The 21,541-nt window shown below is 29.5% G+C and carries 16 protein-coding genes, 3 tRNA genes and 1 pseudogene; 3 read left to right on the top strand and 17 right to left on the bottom strand.

What is annotated here, in order from left to right:
- Nucleotides 1-117: 117 nt before the first annotated feature.
- Both FVE74_RS02640 and FVE74_RS11850 read right to left on the bottom strand, forming a co-directional pair.
- Nucleotides 118-1,083, bottom strand: coding sequence for an AEC family transporter (locus FVE74_RS02640; protein WP_147003090.1), 966 nt, complete (start codon nt 1,081-1,083; stop codon nt 118-120).
- Nucleotides 1,084-1,136: 53 nt separating this feature from the next.
- Nucleotides 1,137-1,190: pseudogene (locus FVE74_RS11850) on the bottom strand (hypothetical protein); the annotation flags it as partial.
- 383 nt (nt 1,191-1,573) lie between these two features.
- On the opposite strand from FVE74_RS11850, the gene FVE74_RS02630 reads away from it, so the two are divergent.
- Both FVE74_RS02630 and FVE74_RS02625 read left to right on the top strand, forming a co-directional pair.
- Complete coding sequence (locus FVE74_RS02630) at nt 1,574-2,893, top strand: MATE family efflux transporter (protein ID WP_147003088.1); 1,320 nt, start codon at nt 1,574-1,576, stop codon at nt 2,891-2,893.
- Nucleotides 2,894-2,976: 83 nt separating this feature from the next.
- Nucleotides 2,977-3,288, top strand: coding sequence for a winged helix-turn-helix transcriptional regulator (locus FVE74_RS02625; protein WP_018498149.1), 312 nt, complete (start codon nt 2,977-2,979; stop codon nt 3,286-3,288).
- 92 nt (nt 3,289-3,380) lie between these two features.
- Here the strand turns inward: FVE74_RS02625 and FVE74_RS02620 are convergent, their stop codons facing one another.
- The 15 genes from FVE74_RS02620 to FVE74_RS02550 form a co-directional block, all read right to left on the bottom strand.
- Entirely contained in the window at nt 3,381-5,138 is a 1,758-nt protein-coding gene (locus FVE74_RS02620) for a hypothetical protein (RefSeq protein WP_147003086.1), read from the bottom strand.
- A gap of 106 nt (nt 5,139-5,244) precedes the next feature.
- The gene (locus FVE74_RS02615) at nt 5,245-7,062 is read right to left on the bottom strand and encodes a hypothetical protein (protein WP_147003083.1); all 1,818 of its coding nucleotides are present in this window, start codon (nt 7,060-7,062) and stop codon (nt 5,245-5,247) included.
- Nucleotides 7,063-7,422: 360 nt separating this feature from the next.
- The gene (locus FVE74_RS02610; RefSeq protein WP_147003081.1) at nt 7,423-9,072 is read right to left on the bottom strand and encodes an Hsp70 family protein; all 1,650 of its coding nucleotides are present in this window, start codon (nt 9,070-9,072) and stop codon (nt 7,423-7,425) included.
- A 1-nt stretch (nt 9,073) separates the two neighbouring features.
- Nucleotides 9,074-9,871, bottom strand: a complete 798-nt coding sequence (locus tag FVE74_RS02605; protein WP_147003079.1) for a hypothetical protein — start codon at nt 9,869-9,871, stop codon at nt 9,074-9,076.
- Between the two features lie 13 nt (nt 9,872-9,884).
- Nucleotides 9,885-10,505 (bottom strand): lysozyme inhibitor LprI family protein, encoded by a 621-nt coding sequence (locus FVE74_RS02600; protein WP_147003077.1) that lies wholly within the window; start codon nt 10,503-10,505, stop codon nt 9,885-9,887.
- A gap of 385 nt (nt 10,506-10,890) precedes the next feature.
- Complete coding sequence (locus FVE74_RS02595) at nt 10,891-11,610, bottom strand: amino acid ABC transporter ATP-binding protein (protein ID WP_147003075.1); 720 nt, start codon at nt 11,608-11,610, stop codon at nt 10,891-10,893.
- Complete coding sequence (locus tag FVE74_RS11845) at nt 11,607-13,139, bottom strand: ABC transporter substrate-binding protein/permease (RefSeq protein WP_147003073.1); 1,533 nt, start codon at nt 13,137-13,139, stop codon at nt 11,607-11,609. The genes FVE74_RS02595 and FVE74_RS11845 overlap by 4 nt, the downstream gene beginning before the upstream one ends.
- Nucleotides 13,140-13,644: 505 nt before the next feature.
- Complete coding sequence (locus tag FVE74_RS02585; protein WP_026231251.1) at nt 13,645-14,685, bottom strand: 2,3-butanediol dehydrogenase; 1,041 nt, start codon at nt 14,683-14,685, stop codon at nt 13,645-13,647.
- A gap of 500 nt (nt 14,686-15,185) precedes the next feature.
- Nucleotides 15,186-15,262: transfer RNA gene (locus FVE74_RS02580), tRNA-Arg, on the bottom strand.
- A 229-nt stretch (nt 15,263-15,491) separates the two neighbouring features.
- A tRNA-Ser gene (locus FVE74_RS02575) sits at nt 15,492-15,585 on the bottom strand.
- Nucleotides 15,586-15,598: 13 nt separating this feature from the next.
- A tRNA-Ser gene (locus FVE74_RS02570) sits at nt 15,599-15,685 on the bottom strand.
- Between the two features lie 231 nt (nt 15,686-15,916).
- Nucleotides 15,917-17,362 carry a TrkH family potassium uptake protein gene (locus tag FVE74_RS02565; RefSeq protein WP_147003071.1) on the bottom strand — a complete coding sequence of 482 codons (1,446 nt, stop codon included), beginning with the start codon at nt 17,360-17,362 and terminating at the stop codon, nt 15,917-15,919.
- A 141-nt stretch (nt 17,363-17,503) separates the two neighbouring features.
- On the bottom strand, nt 17,504-18,856 hold the full coding sequence (gene trkA, locus FVE74_RS02560) for a Trk system potassium transporter TrkA (protein WP_147003069.1): 1,353 nt from the start codon (nt 18,854-18,856) through the stop codon (nt 17,504-17,506).
- Between the two features lie 81 nt (nt 18,857-18,937).
- Nucleotides 18,938-19,915: a porphobilinogen synthase gene (gene hemB / locus FVE74_RS02555; RefSeq protein WP_147004548.1), complete on the bottom strand. Its 978-nt coding sequence runs from the start codon at nt 19,913-19,915 to the stop codon at nt 18,938-18,940.
- A 68-nt stretch (nt 19,916-19,983) separates the two neighbouring features.
- Nucleotides 19,984-20,454, bottom strand: coding sequence for a precorrin-2 dehydrogenase/sirohydrochlorin ferrochelatase family protein (locus FVE74_RS02550; protein WP_147003067.1), 471 nt, complete (start codon nt 20,452-20,454; stop codon nt 19,984-19,986).
- Nucleotides 20,455-20,741: 287 nt separating this feature from the next.
- Between FVE74_RS02550 and cobS the strand changes: the two genes are divergently transcribed.
- Complete coding sequence (gene cobS, locus FVE74_RS02545) at nt 20,742-21,509, top strand: adenosylcobinamide-GDP ribazoletransferase (RefSeq protein ID WP_147003065.1); 768 nt, start codon at nt 20,742-20,744, stop codon at nt 21,507-21,509.
- Nucleotides 21,510-21,541: the final 32 nt, after the last annotated feature.

Genomic DNA, 21,541 nt, shown 5'->3' with positions numbered 1-21,541 from the left:
TTTATCATATTTCTTTGTTAATTTCAAGATTAATAATTATGAACGATAAAATCGAGTTTAATTAATACTTTAATCACTAAAAAAGAAAATCAAATTAATGATTTTCTAAATTTTAAATTAAATATGAATTATATTAAGTATACTCATAAGAATTGGTACAACTAATATAAATAAAATCGTACTTGTAGTTACTACATTTGTAGAATATCCAATATCTCCGTCAGTTTCATTTACCAAAATAGGCAATGCTGCAAATACTGGCGCTGCCGACTGAATTACAAAGGTTTTTATTTCCAGGTCATTCAAATGCACATAATGTCCTGCAATTTTCAAAAGCACAATCATGACAATTGAAGAAAATACAAATCTCCCAAGCAAAGCCAAATTTGTATCCAAATCAAATCTAATACTATGAAGCCCTGCATCCGCCAATACAATCCCAATATACAGCAAAGCAAGCGGTGTCACAATACTTCCAAGATACTTAGTAGTTTCCACAATCGGCGTCATAACTTTTATTCCCGAAAGAAGCACAACGAATGCGATAACAAAAGCAATAAGCGGTGGTGACAATAACTTTTTCAGGTTAAATCCGCCTTTCCCATCTCCACTTCCTGCATCCATTGGATCATTTGCCAAAAGCATATATCCCAAAGTCCATATTGACACTGTATTAGTAATGTAATACATCAAATAATACTTTGAAGCCGCTTCCCCAAAAAGAGCCATATTCAAAGGAAGTCCAATAAATATCGTATTTGCATTGACTACAGCATTATAAAATACTCCACGTCTTCCATCTCGCATTTTCACTATCTTTATAACTACAAAGGCTGCAACATATCCAATAATCACTGAAGCAAATGTAAAAATTAAACGGTTTGACACTTCCTTCAGGGCATCCATATTTAAATATTTTAAAACTGAATAAAATATTGAACAAGGCAAGGCCACATTTGTTATAAGTTTTGACACATTTTCACTAAATGTATGATGAAACCAGTGTCTTTTTTTCAAAATATATCCAATTGCAATCATAACAATGATGGGAAAAATACTTCCCAGCGATTTCAAAAAAATCATTTTTTAATTCCTTTCTTTATTATTAAATTTATTAAAAAAGCCAAATTTACAAACTAAACAAGGCAAGAACTTAAATTACTTCTTGCTTCAAATGTGCTACGAAGTCCTCCATTTGGAAATGATGAAGCATATCAGGATCTTCCTTTATCAAATTGCTTCCTGAAAATTTATAAATAAGCTCTTCATTTTCCATAAATCCTTACCTCTTTCTTTTTTGCATCTTTCTTATGGATCAGTTTTTTCACTCTCCACTTTTATAAATATAAGTTTATTATACAATGCTAGAAAATATAAGTCAAATAAAAATTTCTTTATCCTTTTTTTCCTTTTTAAAAATAATAAAATAATACAATTTTTCACAACCGAAATCACAAGTATCTTTGAGCTAACTAATAAAAAACATACTTACAAAAAAGTACGTTATTCATATTAGATAAAATAAATGTTAAAATAACAATTAAGAAACATATAAAAATCAGGAGAAGATAAAATGAAAGACTTAACAAAAGGAAACGAATTAAAAACAATAATTTATTTTTCTTTGCCAATTTTAATAGGAAATTTATTTCAGCAGATTTACAATATTTCAGACACAATCATTGTGGGAAATTTTTTAGGAAAGGAAAGCCTTGCGGCTGTAGGCTCAAGTTATCAAATTAATGTACTTATAATAACTGTTTCTATAGGTATTTCATTAGGGACAAGCATTCTAATTTCCCAATATTTTGGTGCAAAAGATATGGAAAATTTGAAAATCACGGCAAATACAGGATTTATTTTTTCCATAGTTTTATCTCTTATTGTTACAACATTAGGTTTTTTACTGTCAAATAATATTTTAATTTTAATTAATGTTCCGCAAAAATTGTCACTGGAGGCAAATATCTATTTAAAAATTATTTTTATTGGAGTTGTCCCAACTTTTGGTTATAATTCCCTCACAAATACACTAAAAGGCATAGGTGATTCAAAAACACCGACTTACATCTTAATTACTTCCGTAATTTTAAATATTATCTTAGATATATTTTTTGTAGCAGTACTAAACTCTGGAGTTGCTGGAGCTGCAATTGCAACTGTTATTTCACAGTTTATTTCCTTTTTTCTTTGTTTATTTTACATAAAATTTAAATATCCAAATTTAATTTTTAAAAAATATTATTTCAACTTAAATTTTAATATTTTAAAAGAAATACTGATTATTGGAATGCCAGCAATGTTACAGCAAGTTTTAATCAGCCTAGGATTTATTGTCATTCAAATTCTTGTAAATGGATTTGGAACAGACTGTATTGCAGCTTTTATTTCTGCTTCCCGAATTGATTCCTTCGCAGAATTGCCATCCATAAATTTAGGACAGGCGTTGATGACTTTTACAGCTCAAAATTATGGAGCCAAAAAAATAGATAGAATAATTAAAGGTGGAAAAGATAGCCTACTTTTAGGAATCTCATTTTCCATCATAATCTCAATTATTATTTTTATTTTTCCAGCATTCTTTATTTCAATATTTAACCGAAATCCCGAAGTGATTTTTATAGGAAATCAATATTTACGTATAATTTCAGCATTTTACGTAATTTTCTGCACAATGCAAATACTAAATGGATTGCTACTAGGCTACGGAAAATCCTTAGTTCCACTAATAGCCTCTATTACTTCATTTTGTATGTTTCAAGTGCCTCTAGCCATTTTACTTTCCAAAACATCGTTAGACTATAACGGAATTTGGATTGCCGCACCGATAGGCTGGACAGGAGGACTGCTAATTCGAGTGTGGTATTTTATAAAAATTTCTAAAAAAATATAGAAAAAATAAAAAAATTATAGTAAAATCAAGATTATTTGGTGTTTTTTAAAATTTCAAATAATTTCATTGAAAGGAAAATTTATATGGAAGAAAAAATTTACACTTGTCCACTGGAATTAACTCAAAAAATATTATCAAAAAAATGGACAGTCATCATATTATGGCTTTTAAGACACGGAAAAGTCAGAACAAAAGATTTCAAAAATCAAATAAAAGGCAGTAACGAAAAAATGATTATCGAGCACCTGAACTATTTAATTGAAGAAAAACTCATCGAAAAAAGGGAATATGATGTTTACCCAAAAAAGACAGAATATGTTCTTACAGAAAAAGGAAAAGATTTGCTGCCTATTTTGGAACTTATGCAAAGTTATGGAGAAAAATATTATGTTTAAGAATTTCTATTTTTATTTAAAAATAAGGGGTTTTAAACTGACCCCTTGCTAAATTTACATAAAATTCCTATTCTTACTTTTCCCAATTAATTTTAAATTGTTCCTGCGTAGTGATTCCATCTTTCTGTTATTTCATTAGATTTAAAACTAGCAGCTTTATATTTATTATTATTAGTATTCCATTTCGTTCCTCTATAATTACATCCTGCATTCATTTCCAAATCATCATCATTCCCATTATAAAGATCAAAAATTTGTCTAATCTGACTGATTTCTTTTAAGTAATATTTATATGCATCATCAACTTCTGTATAAGTTACCTCTCTAAAACTTTTATCAGTTCCTGGCATTATCCCTCTATCGACTTTCTCTATTTCATTAACCAAACTGCAATAATCTTTATAAGCATTATTCACTTCAGGATTACTATAAAAATTCACTCCATCTACATAAAGTTTATCTAACCATGGAGTGGTAGTATCTTCAAAAGTTGAAGTTTTTGAATCATCCTTTAAATATGTATATCCATTTATTGTTTCATGATCACCATAAATTTTTCCTGATAAATTTTTCACTGTCAAAGACACCATAACTGCCATTATTATAAAAAGTATTACTCCAATAACTATTAATATAACATTAATCCCGCTATTGCTATTAGTAGCAGCATTTCCATTTTGACTATTATAATAATTATTACCAGTATTATTTCTATTTTGACCATTACCACTATAATTATTACCAGAACTTCCCCCAGCCTTTTCACTCATTCTTTTCCTTATCATCTCTATCCGTGGATTTTCTGACCAATAGTTCTTTGCTTCATCCAAATATTTTACAGCCTCATTAAATCTAAAGTTTTCTATAGCATTTAAAGCCCTGTCACAAGCAGCTTCACTTAATCTTTTCGTATCATTATTATCATTTTCATACGCTTTTTGTGATCCATTTGAACTGTTTGTAATATTATAAGATATTTTATTTGCTTCACAAAATCCTATAAATACATTTTTAGCTTCCTTTTCACTGCTCAGTATATTTTTTATATTATTAAAATTGTCACTCTTCTCAGTTGAAATTTGCTTATCAGTTATTTCATAAATAGACTTTATTTCTTCCAATTCTTTTTTTACTTCTATATATTTCAAATATTTAAGATATTCATCATATTCATTCCTTTTAGCACCGTTTCCAAATATCTTCTCACATTCAGTAAATAACTTTTTCTTAGCCGAAGTTTCATTATCAGATTTTATTAATTTTTTTCTTTTTTCTTTAATAGCCTCAATAATTCCTCTTGCATCCAATCTTCCAGCATTTATATTTTCAGAATCAAGAAACTCGTACAAATTCTTCTTATCCAATATTTTCAAATTTTGCTCAACTGTTAAAAATTCATATTTTCTATTAATACATTCACAATAATTTTTGTATATTTTTTCATCATACAATTCTATCTTGCCATTTTCTTCGATTCGTTTTTTAATCAAATCTTCTTTTCTTTTAATCCTAGCTGCTATCTCTTGTATTTTTTCTGATGTAATTATGCTTCCCTCAAAAAATCTCAAAAATTTATCTATTGGCTCAAACAGCTTATTTTGTGCATCTTTAATCAATTCTTTTCTCTTTGCGCTATTAAGCATCTCGCTTTCTATAACACCATGTTTTAAAAGTTCACCATAATTTTTATATTTTGTACCATTTAACGGATCAGTTTCTTTTCTTAACCATTCCTTCCTTTTTTCCTCTATTCTAGCTTTTATTTTCTCCTCATTTTCTTCAGCAGCTGGATAATATTCCAGTCCCAGTATTTCATACCAGTTGTATTCAATTTCATTTCTGTCTGCCATCTCTTTTTCTCCTTTAATTTATTACTAAATATTTATCCAAAATATTTTTTCTAATTAAAGTATAATCAAATTTCTTTAAATCAAATAAAATTATGAACACTTTCATTTAATATTGATTCCTATAATTATTATAATAATCATCTATTTCCTTTCTTTCAAATTCTCTTGCCTTGTACTTGGAATTTGCCGTATTCCAACGAGTTCCTTTATAAAAGCATCCAGATTCCGGCTCTATTACACTATCATTCCCATTACTTAACAAGAAAACGACCTGTCTCATTTGTGCTATTTTCTGTAAATATTCCTTGTATGCATCGTCAACTTCTGTGTATGTAGCCTGTCTAAATGGAGTATTTGTTCCTGGAACAATTCCATCATCTACTTTTACAATTTCATTTACTGCATTGCAATATTCTGTCTTAATATTTTCATAAGCAGATGAGTTATCACTTACACCTATCATTCCTTCTTCATATCCAAGATCTCTTTTTGAAAATGTTGAACCTTTTCCATCATCCTTTAAATAAGTATATCCATTTCTTGTTTCGTGATCAGGATCTACAGGCTGTATATTATTACTATTATTTTCGTAAGTTGTTCCTGAAGTTGAACCAGTCCCATCTGAAAAATTATTTGCATCCCGAGTTGTTCTTTCAGATGAACGATTATTATTAGAATAGTTTGGTAATAAATTTTTCGCTGTTAAAAATATCATAACTGCCATTATTATAAAAAGTATTACTCCAATAACAATTAATGTGATATTAGTCCCACTTCTATTTTGGTTGTTATTACTGTAATAATTATCAGGACTTGACCCCGCTTTTTCATTCATTCTTTTTCTTATCATCTCTATCCGTGGATTTCCTGGCCAATAATTTCTTGCCTCATTCAAACATTTTACAGCTTCATTAAATCTAAAATTCTCTATGGCATTCAAAGCCCTTTCACAAGCAGCTTCACTTAATTTTTTTAATTCATTATTGTCATTTTTATATGTATTTTGCGGTCTATTTGTATCTTTTGAACTATTTGAGATATTATAAGGTATCTTATTTGCTTCACAAAATCCTATAAATATATTTTTAGCTTCCTTTTCACTATTCAATATATTTTTTATATTATTAAAATTATCATTTTCCTTATTCGATACTTGTTTATCAGTAACTTCATAGATAGTTTTTATTTCTTCCAGTTCCTTTTTTACGTTTATATATTTTAAATATTTCAAATATTCATCGTATTCTTTCCTTTTTGCTACATCTCCAAATATCTTTTCACATTCAGTAAATAATTTTTTCTTGGCAGAAGTTTCATTATCAGATTTAATCAAATCTTTTCTCTTTTCTTTGATATTTTCAATAACTCTTCTTGCATCTAATCTATTCACATTTATATTTTCAGAATCTAAAAACTCATACAAATCTTTCTTATCCAATATTTTTAAATTTTGCTCAACTGTTAAAAATTCATATTTTCTGTTAATATATTCGCAATAGTTTTTATAAATTTTTTCATCATACAATTCTATTTTACCATTTTCTTCAATTCGCTTTTTAATCAAATCTTCTTTTCTTTTAGTCTTTTCAGCTATCTCTTTTATCTTTTTCGACGTAATTATACTTCCTTCAAAATACTTCAAAAATTTATCTATTGGCTCAAACAGCTTATTTTGCGCATCTCTAATCAATTCTTTTCTTTTTGCACTATTAAGCATCTCGCTTTCTATAATACCATGTTTTAAAAGTTCACCATAATTTTTATATTTTGTACCATTTAACGGATCTGTTTCTTTTCTTAGCCATTCTTTTCTTTTTTCTTCTATTTTAGCCTTTATTTTCTCCTCATTCTCTTCAGGAACCGGATAATACTCCAAGCCAAGTATTTCATACCAGTTATATTCAATTCTATTTCTATCTGCCATTTCTTTTCTCCCATGATTTCTTGAAAATATTTTTCCCAATTAAAATATACTCAAACTTCTCTAAATTACATTTATAATTTTTCAAAAAATATAAAACAGAATTAATAAAAGAAATTTGAGTAATTTTAATTACGTTTAGTTGTAACTTATAAATTTAACTTATTCAAAAACTATATATTTAAAGTTTATCAAAAAATTTTCTAAAGCAAGGGAGTATTGAACTTTTATAAAAAGATTCTGATTATTAAATATTTTTTTTAATAATATTCAAAAACTACTTCTATTTTCAGAAACAAAAGACCCTTTACCAAATTTTTTAAAATTATAAAATTATTGAATAAGCCATTAATTAACTGGAACTTATAGAACTACTATTCCTTGTGAACGTCGTTTTATTTTTTCCAATTCTTCTTCTGACATTACACCTTTTGTTTCCATTCTTACATTTACTTCTCTATTTCCAGTTTTGTCTACTCCCTTAACATCCAAGATTCCTTCTTTATTTAATTTCAGAGTAACTTCAACCGGTGCCCCTTGTGAAAGTCCTGCCGGAAGTTCTAATACTGCTTCCCCAATTTTTAAATCATCATCAACATTAAAATATTCATCCATGTAATCATTTTCATAAATCTCTATATTTGCTGTACTCTGATTATTGACATTAGTTCCAAAAATTTGAGAAACAGTTACAAATCCATTATTCATAGGCTCATTTTTTACTATCATATTGTAACATTTTTCTTCATTGTTATGAATTATCTTTATTGCAAAACTTTTCGTTGTAGCTATTACAATTTGTCTAGCAGCTCCACCAATACTCATCATTTCAGGCGATACTGACAAATCTTCCTTATAATCACTTGCACTTAATTCCTTTTCATCTCCATTAACTGATACTTTCACTTCCTCATCAGAATTAAAATCATGACCTGCAAGACTCTTTTGATTATTTACGTAAACATTTACAGCATGAATAGCGGCTCCTTTGGCAACAGCTTCATCTGGCTCAAGAATTTTTATTTCAGATTCTTTAAAGTTTTCTGTCAACATGCTTTTTACTTGCGGCATTCTTGTAGAACCACCAACTAAAAGTATTTCATCAATTTTTTGGTATCCTTTATTTTTAGCCACCTCAATAGCTTCCTTCGTTTTATTTAAAGTTTCATAAAGCAATGTAGAAGTTATTTCATCAAATTTTTCTCTTGTTACAGAAATTTTTGATCTTTTCCCATTTACTTCCAGCATATCACTAGCTTGATTTTTTGAAGTCAGCTGTTTTTTCATCTTTTCAGCCTTTAATCTCAAATCTTGTATTGCATATTCATCAAATTCAACTTCAGCTCCAACATTTTCTGTAAATTGATTAGCCAAATATCTTATTAAAACTTCATCCCAGTTTCTTCCACCTAAGTCATGATCACCATCTGAACAGATAACTTCAATCTTATCAGAACTTATTCTCATAATCGTTACATCAAATGTTCCTCCACCAAGGTCATATATTAAAATTGTTTTTTCATTTTGCTCCTTTGCACATCCATAGTACAAAGCTGCCGCTGTAGGTTCGCTTATAATTTCCAATACATTTAGTCCGGCTATTATTCCTGCATTTTTAGTTGCTGTACGTTCTGCTGTTCCAAAATAAGCTGGACAAGTTATTACCACATCTTTAACTTCAACTCCTAACTGTTCTGAGGCATCTTTAGCCAATTTTCTCAAAATATATGATGATATCTCCTCTGGTGTCTTATCTTCATAATTATATCTAATTGCAAAGTCCGTTTTTCCCATCAATGTTTTTACCAACATGGAAGTTGTGTCTGGATTTAAAACGGCTTCAGCCTTTGCATCATTTCCAACAATTACATTATCCCCTTCAAATGCAACTACAGATGGTGTAATATTTTCACCTTCATTATTTTTAATTACTTCCGCTCTTGCAGTATCATCCACACGAGCTATACACGAATAAGTTGTTCCCAAATCAATTCCGAATACATATTTTGACATTTTATTCTCCCTTCAAATCTTCTTCTGGTTTTTTATAAATATTTACTTCAACTTTTTCTGGCGAAATAATTTTATCCTTATATTTATAACCGCTGCTCAAAACATTTTCTATTTTTCCATGCAGCTGTTCATAAGGTGTTTCAATTTTCTTTATTATTTTTTGTTTTTTTACATCCACATAACTGTCATTTTCTATATTAGTTTCATAAATCTCTATATCATTGTTTTCCAAGATAATTTCCACTTCTTCAATATAACTTTGAAGTATTTCTGATTTTTCCTCTTCTGACATCACACCAAAACTCTTCAAATTTTTCTTCATACTTTCTCTCAAACTTACCAAACTCATCACAACAGGTTTTATGAGCTGAAAATACATATCATTTTTATATTCCTGAAGTTCCTTGTAAAGTCTATCTGTCGTCTTTTTTTCAAATTCAATACTTTGAATCTTTTTCAAAAATAAATCATTTAGCACTTCAACTTTTCCATCAATATCTTCAATGTTTCTCAAAATCTTTTCTAATTTATTTTCATCATTTTTACTATCATCGTTCTTATCTGCTTCTTCTTGTTCAGCAGTTTCTGATTCTAATTCTTCTCCGTTTTCTTCCTTTTCGACTTTTTCTTCTACAGGTTTATCCACTTCATCACTTTTAATTTCTTCCGCCTGTCCAGGTTCATTTTCCAGTTTCATTTCTTCTTCTGAATTGTCTGTTTTTTCTAACTCATCCTTTTCTTCAGATTCTCTTTTCCCCTCCGATTTACCTTTTTCATCTGAATTCCAAAAAAATTTCATCTCTATCACTCCATTAATTCAATCTATCGTATTTTTCTGCCAATTCTATTGCCCTAGCCTTTATCGTATCAATTTCCCTGTTCTCAATTTCTATATTTGCCGAACAGTCATCAGATGCCTCGCTTCTTATTCCATCTATTGTTCTTTCCCGTTCCTTTATCCAAGCTATTTCTTCATTTTTAAGGGATTTCTTTTGTGAATCTGGATAGCTTGCCATTAACATTTTATATATTTGATTTAATTCATTATCCCATTTATTATGTAAAGATACACGATAGCCTACATATTCATCACAAGAAGAAGTATTATCAGGCGTATAACTATTTAATTCATTTTCAACTGATGCCATTCTATTTATCATTGCTTTTTCATACATAGTTTTCGGTCTACTTTGAGTATTGTTATATGAGTCCTTTTTTTGACTGTTAGCAACTTCTGGTTTTACCGACTTTATTGAAATCATATTTGGATCTTGCACTATATTTGGCTTTTGTTCCCTTTCTTTTTCCAATCTCGCCATTTTACTTTGAGTAGAAAAAATATAGAATCCGATACTAAAAATTGTCCCTGTTATTAAAACAATTAAAACTGCTATCAGAATATTTCTCACCCTATTATTATTCCCCTGTTCCATTTCAGATGTCCTTTCCTATTTAATTTTTTTATTTTATATTTTCTTAAAAAAAGTTATATTAACATATATCTGCCATTTATTATTCTTAAAAAATACTTAGTAATATTGTACCCAAACTTTTCATAATTTTTATTTTGGATTTACCAATAATTAACTTTATTTATTTTATTTTTTTAAAAAAAATTAATAATAATATTAATTTAAAATGACAAAAATTATATTCTAATTACTTTATAACAATATAAAAATACATAAAAATGAAAACTATGTTTGATATTTGAAAAATTTTTTACCAAAATAACACATAATAATTTCTTTATTGATTAAGAAGCAATATTAATCAAAAAAATAAAAAATAAACTAAAATTTATATAATAACGTGCTCTTACAGCACCTTCAAAAAATTCTGAGTTCTCTCATTTTTGGGATTCAAAAACACTTCTTCAGGTTTTCCCTGCTCCACAATTTCACCATCAGCCATAAAAATGACTCTGTCACAAACTTCCCTTGCAAATCCCATTTCATGCGTCACAACAATCATTGTCATTCCTTCTTTAGCCAAATCCTTCATAACTTTCAAAACTTCTCCAACCATTTCAGGATCTAACGCACTTGTCGGCTCATCAAACAGTAATGCTTCCGGTTTCATAGCGAGAGCTCTTGCAATTGCCACTCTTTGTTTTTGCCCACCAGACAAACTTGATGGATAAACATCGGCTTTATCTAAAAGTCCAACTTTTTCAAGCAGTTCTTTTCCCAATTTTATAGCTTCTAACTTTGTCACTTTTTTTAGCGTTACTGGAGCTAGAGTTATGTTCTGCAAAACTGTTAAATGTGGAAATAAATTAAAATTTTGAAAAACCATTCCAACTTTTTCACGAAATTTGTCAATGTTCAAATTTTTATCCGCAAGGTCAAATTCGTCCACGCAAATATGTCCGCCAGATAATTCTTCAAGCCCATTTATACATCTTAAAAATGTACTTTTCCCCGAACCTGACGGTCCAATCACACTTATCGCTTCCCCTTTTTCTACATAAAGGCTTATATCTTTTAAAACAACATTATCTCCATACTGTTTTTTCAAATTTTCTACTTTAATCATACTTTTAACTTATCCTCCACTTTCTTGAACAATTTAGACAATAATTTAATTACTATATAGTAAATTGCCGCAACTATAAGCATCGTTTCAAATGTTTTAAAATTAGTTTTATAAGCAACTTGCCCTTCTTTCATCAAATCTGCCACTCCAATTACAACTAATAAGGAAGTATCTTTTAATGAACTTATAAACTGATTTAAAATGGCAGGAATCATATTTTTAATAGCCTGTGGCAAAATTACTTTGGTCATCGACTTGTTAAAAGAAAGCCCCAAACTTCTAGCCGCTTCCATTTGTCCTTTGTCAATCGCCTGTATTCCGCCTCTAAAAATTTCAGCTAAAAATGCTCCAGCATTTAATGCAATTATAATTATTCCAGAAACTTCAGGAGACAGCATTCCTGGCTCACTGCTCAAATGAAATGTGAATTTTAAAAGTTTTGGAAGTAATGGCACAACTCCAAAATAAAAGAATATTGTCTGAACCATAAGTGGCGTTCCTCTTATTAAATCAATATATTCTTTTCCTAAAAATTGCAAAACTTTTATCATTTTTGAGTGAAAACCTTTTTTATCTGTCGGCACAAAATTTAAATATCCTATCCCTAAACCAATCAATGTTGCAAAAAATAATGAAACAACTGTGATATAAATAGTAACTGCAAGTCCTCTTAAAAACTTTAGTCCGTAACCAGTCAAAATTCCCCTGTAAGAATCAATAACTTCAGCAATTCCGCCTTTTTCAGCAGTTTTGCCACCTTTAGTGTATCTATCCACAATTTTTTGATATTCGCCATTTTGTCTTAAAGTCTTTAAACCTTTGTTAAACTCTTCCAGCAACTCTTTGTGAGTCCCCTTTTTTACCATAAATCCATTTCCAACATTTGTCAACTTTCCAGTTCCAACTTTTAACTGCGTATCTGGATCTTGATTCAAAGTATATAAAACTACTGGTAAATCTTCAAATCCCGCATCAGCCTGTTTATTTTCAACCGCCTTTAACATTGAAACTGTATCATCATAAATTCTTACTTCAGATTTCCCTTTCAAATTTTCTTGAACATATCTTTCTCCTGCAGTTCCACTTTTAACCGCAAGTCTTTTTCCAACCAAATCTTTTCCAGTTTTTATCGTATTATTATCTTTATGAACTATCGCAACAATTCCTGTATCGTAATATGGATCAGAAAAATCTACAACCTTTTTTCTCTCCTCAGTAATATTCGCTCCCGCAATCGCACCATCAATTTGTCCAGATTCCATCGCAGGAATAATTCCTCCAAAATCCATCGGCTGAATTTCCACTTCAAATCCTTGAGTTTTTGCCACCGCCTTCATCAAATCAACATCAATTCCCTTATCCACATTATTCTCCTTAAAAGAAAACGGCGGATAAATCAAATCTACTGCAATAATATATTTTTTACCTGTCTTTGCATTTGGATTTTTTGCATCTTTTTTTCCACAAGCTGTAAAAAATATTAAAATTGTCAATACTAGCGACACTAAAACTAATATCCTTTTTTTCATTCTTCCTCCTAGAATTTCAAATTAAAATTTCTTCTAAAAATAATCAAAACTTTTTCAATGCATAAATTTTACTACAAAAAAAATATATTGTCAAAGAAAATAAAATTATATATTTTTATACTAGATATGTTCGATAACCTAAGTTTTTTTATCTATACAAGGGGTCAAGACCCCTTGCTTCAAAATATTTATTTTATTAAATTCTAAGTTTGTATAGTTATCGAACAGGTCTACTAAATCATATAAAAAATAGAACTTATATCCAATTTATTAATAACAGGAAAATTTTAAGCTACTATTAAATAGGAATTTACAATATTTCTATTATTTAAACAAAAAAATCTGCTTTTCCTAATTTAGAAATTCTAAAAAATAAAAGCAGATTTATCTAATATTAATCTATATTTAAAAATAAAAAATTAATTTTATCAATATCAAGGAAAATAAAATTTTCCGCTAAACATTATTTATTTAAGTATAATTTGAGATTTAACTAATCATCAAATTATTTTGGAGATACTAAAATCTTAACTTGGCTTTTTTCTTTAACTAATGCTTCAAACCCTTCATTTACAATATCTTCCAATTTAATTCTCTTTGTCACTAATAAATCTTTTGAGAAATATCCTTGTTTCATTAATTCCAATGTTTTAGGAAATACATCACGATATGCGATAACTCCTTTTATTGTTCTTTCTTGAATTACCACTTCATTAGGCTGAATTGATGCTTCTGTTTCCCAGATGCTTACAACCATTAACTCTCCATCTTTTTCCGCAGCTTCAAGTGACTGCTGCAATACAGCAGGAACTCCTGTCACTTCATAAGAAACATTTACTCCTCCATTTGTTCTTTCTTTTATAAATTCAACTGAATTTACTTTTGCAGGATCTACAATAATTGCTCCCAGTTTTTTAGCGATTTCCTGTCTTTCAGGTGAAACTTCCACAGCATAAATTTCTGTTGCTCCAGAAGCTCTTAAAGCATCAATAATAAGAAGACCAATTGGTCCGCATCCAAATACTGCTGCTGTATCTCCTGTGTTAAATTTACTTTGTCTGACAGCATAAACTGCCACTGCCGCAGGTTCAGTTAATGCTCCTTGTTCATAATCAATTTCATCTGGCAATTTATGAGCCTGATCCTCATTTACAACTACAAATTCAGAAAAACCTCCTCCTCCACCTGCAAGTCCAACAAAATTCAAGTTTGGATCCAAATTATATTTCCCAATTAATCCATTTTTTGCCAAAATAGGCTCAACTGTAACTCTATCTCCAACTTTGAATTTAGTAACTCCGCTTCCGATCTCTATAATTTCTCCACAAAATTCATGTCCCATTGTAATTGGCGCTTTTTCTCCCGTATAAGGATGCGGTTCATTTGCAGGAATAAAAATCGGTCCCCCTAGATATTCATGTAAATCACTTCCACAAATTCCTGCATATTTTACTGCAATTTTTACTTGTTTTTCCTTTCTTATTTCTGGAATTTCAACTTCTTCTACTCTTACATCTTTTCTATTATGCCATCTCGCCGCTTTCATTGTTGCCAACTTATTCCCTCCTATGCTTAAGTTATTTGTAAAAGTCTAAAATCTCCAATAATTACAATACTTTTACACTTGTAATTCTTACTATTTTTCTCTGACATTTTTGATATAAAATTTTAATATTTCAGGTTAAAATACTGTATTTTTTGAGTTTTTATATTATTACTTTTACAATCACCTATTATACTATTTTAGACTTTAATAGTATACCCTATTTTTTTTCAAAATCAATATGTACTTACAATTTTTTTCATCTAAATATTTTAATAACAAAGTAATTTAAATAAAATATTATTTTATATCATTTTCTAATAAGAGGTCTTGATCCCTTGCTAAACAGCATGTAATTTATAATAAATCTGCTATTTAAATGGGAAATAGTATCAAACTCTATTACAAAAAAAATGAAGAGTTTTAAAAACGCCTCCAAAATGTCTCCAAAGGTATTTTTAAATCTCTTCAAACTATGTAAATACTGTATTATTTTTATAAAATGGCGCACCTGACAGGAGTTGAACCCATAGCCTTCTGATCCGTAGTCAGACGCTCTATCCAATTGAGCTACAGATGCATATTTATTTTCCAATTCCGTTAGTGAACTACTCCCACTTTTAGAAGCGGGAGCTTCTTGGGAAGTATCTGCTTTTGTTAGCCAAATATATTTACCAAGCTCTTCGGGTAGTTCCTACCCTGATGTATTTAGTGTAATACATTTTGCTATAAATATCAATCAAAAATGCAATTTATCTCCCATTTATAGAAAGCCTACGACTTCTTACTATCTTTTTGTTAAAAAAAAATGGCGGAGAAGGAGGGATTTGAACCCTCGATCCAAGTTTTAGCCCGGATACTCCCTTAGCAGGGGAGCGCATTCGGCCTCTCTGCCACTTCTCCAAAATTATTTAAATGGCGGGTGAACTGGGATTCGAACCCAGACATCTTGCGATTTCGCCGGTTTTCAAGACCGGTCCCTTAGCCGTTCGGACATCCACCCGTAAACTACTTAACTAGTATAACATACATTGTTATTATTTGTCAATAACTTTTTTAAATTTTTCTAAAAGTTATATAAAAAAGCGTATATAATTAAGATCAAATCTAGAATAGAATAATTATTTTACTTAACAAGGGGCATCAAAACCCCTTGCTTTACACAATATATTAAATTATACTTCCTATTTAAATATGCTCGTTTTTCAGGCATTCCAATATAAATTAACTTTATCTATTTCAATTTCCAAGTTGTTGGCGAAAATAATATTAACATTGGAAAAATTTCTAATCTTCCTGCCAACATTCCAAAACTTAAAATCACTTTTGAAAAATTGCTTAATTCGGCAAAGCTAAATGCTGGTCCAACTTTTCCCAATCCAGGCCCAATATTGTTAAATGTAGCGGCTACAGCACTAAAAGCTGTCATAAAGTCATCTGTAGAATAGGAAACCATTAGCAATATTCCTCCAAAGACTAACGAATAAACTAAAAAGTATACTGCAATGCTCTTTTGCATTTTCATATTTACAGGCTTGTCATCATATTTTATTGTAACTACACGATTTGGGCTTATCATTTGAATTATTTCTGCAAAATAGATTTTTACCATTAAAACGACTCTTGATATTTTTAATCCTCCAGCCGTAGATCCCGCACATGCTCCAAAAAACATTAAAATTAACAGTATAACTTGCGAAAATAATGGCCATTTTCCAAAATCAGCTGTGGAATATCCTGTTGTCGTAATAACCGATGAAACCGAGAAAAATACATCTCTTATACAATGTAAAATCGAATCATAACTTTTGCAGATATTTAGAACTATTAGGACAATCGCTCCAAATACAATTAACAAATAATATTTTAATTCTTCATTTTTAAATACATCTTTTATCTTTCCAATTAAAATAAAATAATAAATGTTAAAGTTTACTCCAAACACTATCATTCCAATTCCAAGCACCACTTCAATGTAAGGGCTATTATACGGTAAAATGCTTCCATTTCTTGCTCCAAATCCACCTGTTCCAGCTGTACCAAATGCCAGAAGTGAAGATTCAAATAAATCAAGTCCTCCAAACATTAGTAAAATTATTAAAACAATTGTCATAACAATGTAAATTTTGTAAAGCATTCTGGCAGTTGTTGACAATTTTGAAACTAATTTTCCAAATGTCGGTCCAGGAACTTCAGCCTTCATTACGTGAACCGATGTTGCAGAACTTGGAAAAATTGCAAGTGCCAATACCAGAACTCCCATTCCACCCACAAAATGGGTAAAACTTCGCCAAAATAAATTAGAATGGCTGATTTTGCTAAGATCTGTTATTATACTTGATCCAGTTGTCGTAAATCCACTTACAATTTCAAAAAAAGCATCAACAAACGACGGTATTTCCTTTGTAAATACAAACGGTAATGCTCCAAATATAGACATCAGAATCCAAGACAAGGACACTATTATGTACCCTTCTCTTCCTTGAATCCTCTGATCTTCAGGAAGTTTTGCCGAAAGTGCAAATCCAATTGCCAAGAGAAGACCTATTACAGATCCGTAAGCAACTTTATATTTTGCACTTTCATTATATAAAAAACTTATAATCAAAGGCAAAACCATTAATCCAGCCTCAAGTATAAGTATTTTTCCGATTATAAAACTTATCATTTTTTTATTCATTTTTACTCCTTAAACCCAATATGTATATCAAAAGTTTATACAGCAGTATTTTTTAGCTTAATTCTAAAATTTTTAATAAAAAATTTTAGCTGTCATTTTATTTTTAGGGCTTTCACTTTTATATTAACACATATTTAAATTTTATTCTAAAATATCATCAAAATCTTCGATCGAAGATGCTGTTGTAACGACCATCACACTATCGTTAATTTTTATTGCATCATTTCCTCCAGGAAAAATCATTTTTCCATCTCTTAATATGCTCGCAATTAATGTACCTTTTTTTATTTTTAAATCTTTCAACGAGATATCAATAGCACGGCTGTTTTTATTAATTTCAAAAGTAATAAATTCTACTTGACTTTCTAACCTATATAGAAAGCTCATTGTAGAGCCTCGCATATTAGTTTTTGATCTTACAACGCTTATTATCATATCGGAAATAACTTTTTTAGGTACAACTGTAGATGTTCTTGTATTTTTTTCAAGTATTGAAAGCATTAGAGTCCTGTTCATTTTTGTGATTAATTTAGAATTTGTTATGGAATTTACAAACATTGTAATAACTGTATTCTCTTCGTCACTATCTGTAAGAATTACAGTTGAATCATAATTATTTATCCCTTCCTGCATCAGAAATTCCTGATCAGCTTCATCTCCTCTTATTACAATTGCCTTTGGATACGACTCACTTAATTTTTCTGCACGTTCCTTATTATTTTCTATAACTTTTACTTTAATTTTGTTTTCCAGCAGCTTTCCTATTAAATAATGGGAAATTGTTCCTCCACCAACAAGCAGTGCAGAATCAATTTTTAAATTGCTTTTTTCAATTTTATCGTAAAATTTATGTACTGCTTCCTTTGATCCTGCAATATGGACAATATCCCCTTCTAAGATAGTAAAATCTCCACTTGGAATAAATACATCTTCACCTCTTCTTACAGTACAAATAATCACTTTATCCTTTGAACTGAATTCGAGTTCTTTTAACTGCATTCCATTTAAAAAATTATCTTTTTGAACTCTTATTGAAATAAATCCAGCTCTTTGACCAAAAAAGTTTTCTACACTTAAAGCGACTGGAAACATTAATTTATTTGCAATACTTTTAGCAGTTTCCTGTTCAGGATTTATCATAAGCGAAATTCCAAGCCCTTCCCTTACAAACTGCATATTTGAACTATATTCAGGATTTCTCACTCTTGCTATTGTAAATTTTGTTCCAAGTTTTTTTGCTATAATAGAAGAAATTATATTTAACTCATCTGATTCTGTTGCCGCAATAAAAATATCAGCCGTATCTGTCCCCGCTTCCAACAAAGTTTCATAAGAAGCCCCATTTCCAACAAGTCCTGTTATATCATAAGTTTCCACAAGTCTATTTAATATTTTCTCTACCTTCTCAATTAGAATAACATCATTTCCTTCTTCCGAAAGTTCACTGCAAAGCGACTCTCCAACAACACCAGCTCCCGCTATAACTATTTTCATATTTTTTTCTCTTTCTTTATAAAATTTTTATTTATTTTTTTATATAATATATTTGATAAATTATTTTTTATTTTATTACCTTCATTTTAAAAAATCTTGAATATATTTTGCAACTTCCTTTGCATAATAAGTAATAATCACATCTGCTCCTGCCCGTTTCATAGCATACATTTGCTCTATCACAATTTTCATTTCATCAATCCAGCCATTTTGAGCCGCAGCCTTTACCATCGAATATTCCCCAGAAACACTGTAAGCCACAATTGGAACTTCAAAAGTATCACTTACTTTTTTTATTACATCAAGATATGCCATCGCAGGCTTTACAATTATAATATCCGCTCCTTGCCGTAAATCTTCGGCAACTTCATCTATTGCATCCTTTGAATATTGAAAGTTCATCTGATAGGACTTTCTATCGCCAAATTGTGGCGCCGAATCTGCCGCATCTCTGAAAGGTCCATAAAATGCAGATGAATATTTTACAGAATATGCCATTATTGGAATATTTTCAAAATGATTTTGAGCCAAAACTTCTGAAATTTTTTCCACACGTCCATCCATCATATCCGATGGAGCCACAATGTCAACTCCTGCCCTCGCATAAGAAAGTGCCGTTTTTCCCAAAACTTCCAAAGTTTCATCATTTTTAACACAGCCGTTTTCATCAAGTATCCCGCAATGTCCGTGATCCGTGTATTCACAACAGCAAATATCGCAAATCACAAGAAAATTATCATAATTTTTCTTAATAAATCTAACTGCATTTTGAATAATTCCATTTTCATTATATGCTTCCGTAGCACAAGCATCCTTTTTTTCAGGAATACCAAAAAGCAAAATCGAATTTATTCCTAATTTTACAAGTTCATCCAATTCTTCCGAAAGTCTATCAATTGAATATCTAAAAATTCCAGGCATCGATGGAATTTCACTTTTAATATTTTCACCTTCCTCAACAAAAATCGGATAAATCAAATCATCCTTTGAAATATAGACATCCTTTACAAGATTTCTAATAACTTCATTTTTTCTCAGTTTTCTATGTCTTTTAAACATTTTTACTTCACCTTTTTTCATTTCCTCTATTTATAATTTAAAATCAGATTATTCAACAATCTATTTTTTTATTTTTCAATTCTATCCAAAATCTTTTGAATCTCGCTTTTCATAGCACGTGAACGTCTGCAATTTTTCCCGCTCGTAGAAACTGCAATTTGAAACTCATCATTTTTTACAATTCCTCCAAACATCACATTCATCTTAGTTTTTGAAGATACATTATTAATCAATATCCCTTTAGAATCACAAATTTCAGCCACATTTTCATTCAATTCCTCATTATCCGTAGCTGCAATAACTAAAAAATACTCTTTTACAAGTTTTTCAATCTCATCTTTATCATTTTCAATTTTTCTATTATTCTCTATTCTCAAGTTTTCCAGTTCCAGCAACTTCTCTTCTGCAATATTTTCCGCAATAACCGTAATATCAGCCTCATATTCCAGAATTTTGCTAATCTTTTTAAATGCAACTTTTCCGCCGCCAATAACTAAAACTTTTTTATTTTTCAAGTTTACAAATAATGGAAACCACATATTTTAATGCTCCTTCTGTTTTTTATTTGATGACAATAGAATAACATATTCTAAAAAGAAAAACAAGCGATTTAAAGCATAATATTTTTTTTCACTATTTTTTTACAAAAGAAACAAAAATAACGTGATTTTTTTATATAAAAATGATAAAATAAATCTGTTTGATAACTACGGAAATAAATAAAAAATATTAAGTTCCCAAATACATTTAATACTATTTAACACGAGCTCAAAACCTCCTGTCAGAAAATAAATAAAAAAATCCAAAAAATAAAAATGGAGATATTATGAAGTACATAAAAAATTTTTTTGAACAATTTATCATTCTCATTCAATTTATGACACGAATCCCAATACCGCTAAAAATCAACTACAGCGAAAAAAAACTTGGAAAATCAGTAAAATTTTTCCCTTTAGTTGGCTTAATTATCGGCTTAATTTTATATTTTACAAATTTTTTAATTACAGTTTATTTAAAAAATATTTTTTATAATAAAACAATAACTGCCATATTTTTAATAATTTTAGAAATTCTGATTGTAGGAATAATCCATATTGATGGGCTTGCCGATACTTTTGATGGACTATTCAGCTATGCAAAAAAAGAAAAAATGCTAGAAATTATGAAAGACTCAAGAATCGGAACAAATGGAGCAGTTGTTTTAATTTTATATTTTATCACAAAAACTGTTCTAATCTCCGAAATAATCACAACAAACCCAAAATATCTCATAATCTTTCCAATTATTGCCAGACTTTCAACCCCAGTAAACGCTGGACTTTCTAACTATGCCAGAAAATCTGGAATGAGCAATGCCATAATTTCTGAAAATGGCATCTTTGAAGCAATTTTTTCACTTGCTCTATCAATTATTCTGGTTTTTTACATAATTGGCATAAAAGGAATTGTTGCTATATCCATTGCATTTATATTTATAATTATTTTTATGTTAAATGTACGAAAAAAAATTGATGGAATAACTGGCGACACAATGGGAGCTTGTCTTGAACTTACTTCAATTCTAGTTTTATTTTTAGGAATTATTTTGAGATAAGATTTAAATAATAGATAACCATACAAACTTAG

The organism is Leptotrichia wadei, from assembly GCF_007990445.1.
GTDB lineage: Bacteria > Fusobacteriota > Fusobacteriia > Fusobacteriales > Leptotrichiaceae > Leptotrichia > Leptotrichia wadei_A.
This window is presented reverse-complemented; position numbering and strand designations above follow the sequence as displayed.

Excerpts from the sequence above, each read along its gene's own strand:
- FVE74_RS02600 (WP_147003077.1), bottom strand. The coding sequence starts at position 10,505 with ATGGAACAGGGGAATAATAATAGGGTGAGAAATATTCTGATAGCAGTT.
- cobS (WP_147003065.1), top strand. The coding sequence starts at position 20,742 with ATGAAGTACATAAAAAATTTTTTTGAACAATTTATCATTCTCATTCAA.
- FVE74_RS02630 (WP_147003088.1), top strand. The coding sequence starts at position 1,574 with ATGAAAGACTTAACAAAAGGAAACGAATTAAAAACAATAATTTATTTT.
- FVE74_RS11845 (WP_147003073.1), bottom strand. The coding sequence starts at position 13,139 with ATGAAAAAAAGGATATTAGTTTTAGTGTCGCTAGTATTGACAATTTTA.
- FVE74_RS02615 (WP_147003083.1), bottom strand. The coding sequence starts at position 7,062 with ATGGCAGATAGAAATAGAATTGAATATAACTGGTATGAAATACTTGGC.
- FVE74_RS02640 (WP_147003090.1), bottom strand. The coding sequence starts at position 1,083 with ATGATTTTTTTGAAATCGCTGGGAAGTATTTTTCCCATCATTGTTATG.
- trkA (WP_147003069.1), bottom strand. The coding sequence starts at position 18,856 with ATGAAAATAGTTATAGCGGGAGCTGGTGTTGTTGGAGAGTCGCTTTGC.
- FVE74_RS02625 (WP_018498149.1), top strand. The coding sequence starts at position 2,977 with ATGGAAGAAAAAATTTACACTTGTCCACTGGAATTAACTCAAAAAATA.
- FVE74_RS02550 (WP_147003067.1), bottom strand. The coding sequence starts at position 20,454 with ATGTGGTTTCCATTATTTGTAAACTTGAAAAATAAAAAAGTTTTAGTT.
- FVE74_RS02565 (WP_147003071.1), bottom strand. The coding sequence starts at position 17,362 with ATGAATAAAAAAATGATAAGTTTTATAATCGGAAAAATACTTATACTT.
- FVE74_RS02610 (WP_147003081.1), bottom strand. The coding sequence starts at position 9,072 with ATGTCAAAATATGTATTCGGAATTGATTTGGGAACAACTTATTCGTGT.
- FVE74_RS02585 (WP_026231251.1), bottom strand. The coding sequence starts at position 14,685 with ATGAAAGCGGCGAGATGGCATAATAGAAAAGATGTAAGAGTAGAAGAA.
- hemB (WP_147004548.1), bottom strand. The coding sequence starts at position 19,915 with ATGTTTAAAAGACATAGAAAACTGAGAAAAAATGAAGTTATTAGAAAT.
- FVE74_RS02605 (WP_147003079.1), bottom strand. The coding sequence starts at position 9,871 with ATGAAATTTTTTTGGAATTCAGATGAAAAAGGTAAATCGGAGGGGAAA.
- FVE74_RS02620 (WP_147003086.1), bottom strand. The coding sequence starts at position 5,138 with ATGGCAGACAGAAATGAAATTGAATACAACTGGTATGAAATACTGGGA.
- FVE74_RS02595 (WP_147003075.1), bottom strand. The coding sequence starts at position 11,610 with ATGATTAAAGTAGAAAATTTGAAAAAACAGTATGGAGATAATGTTGTT.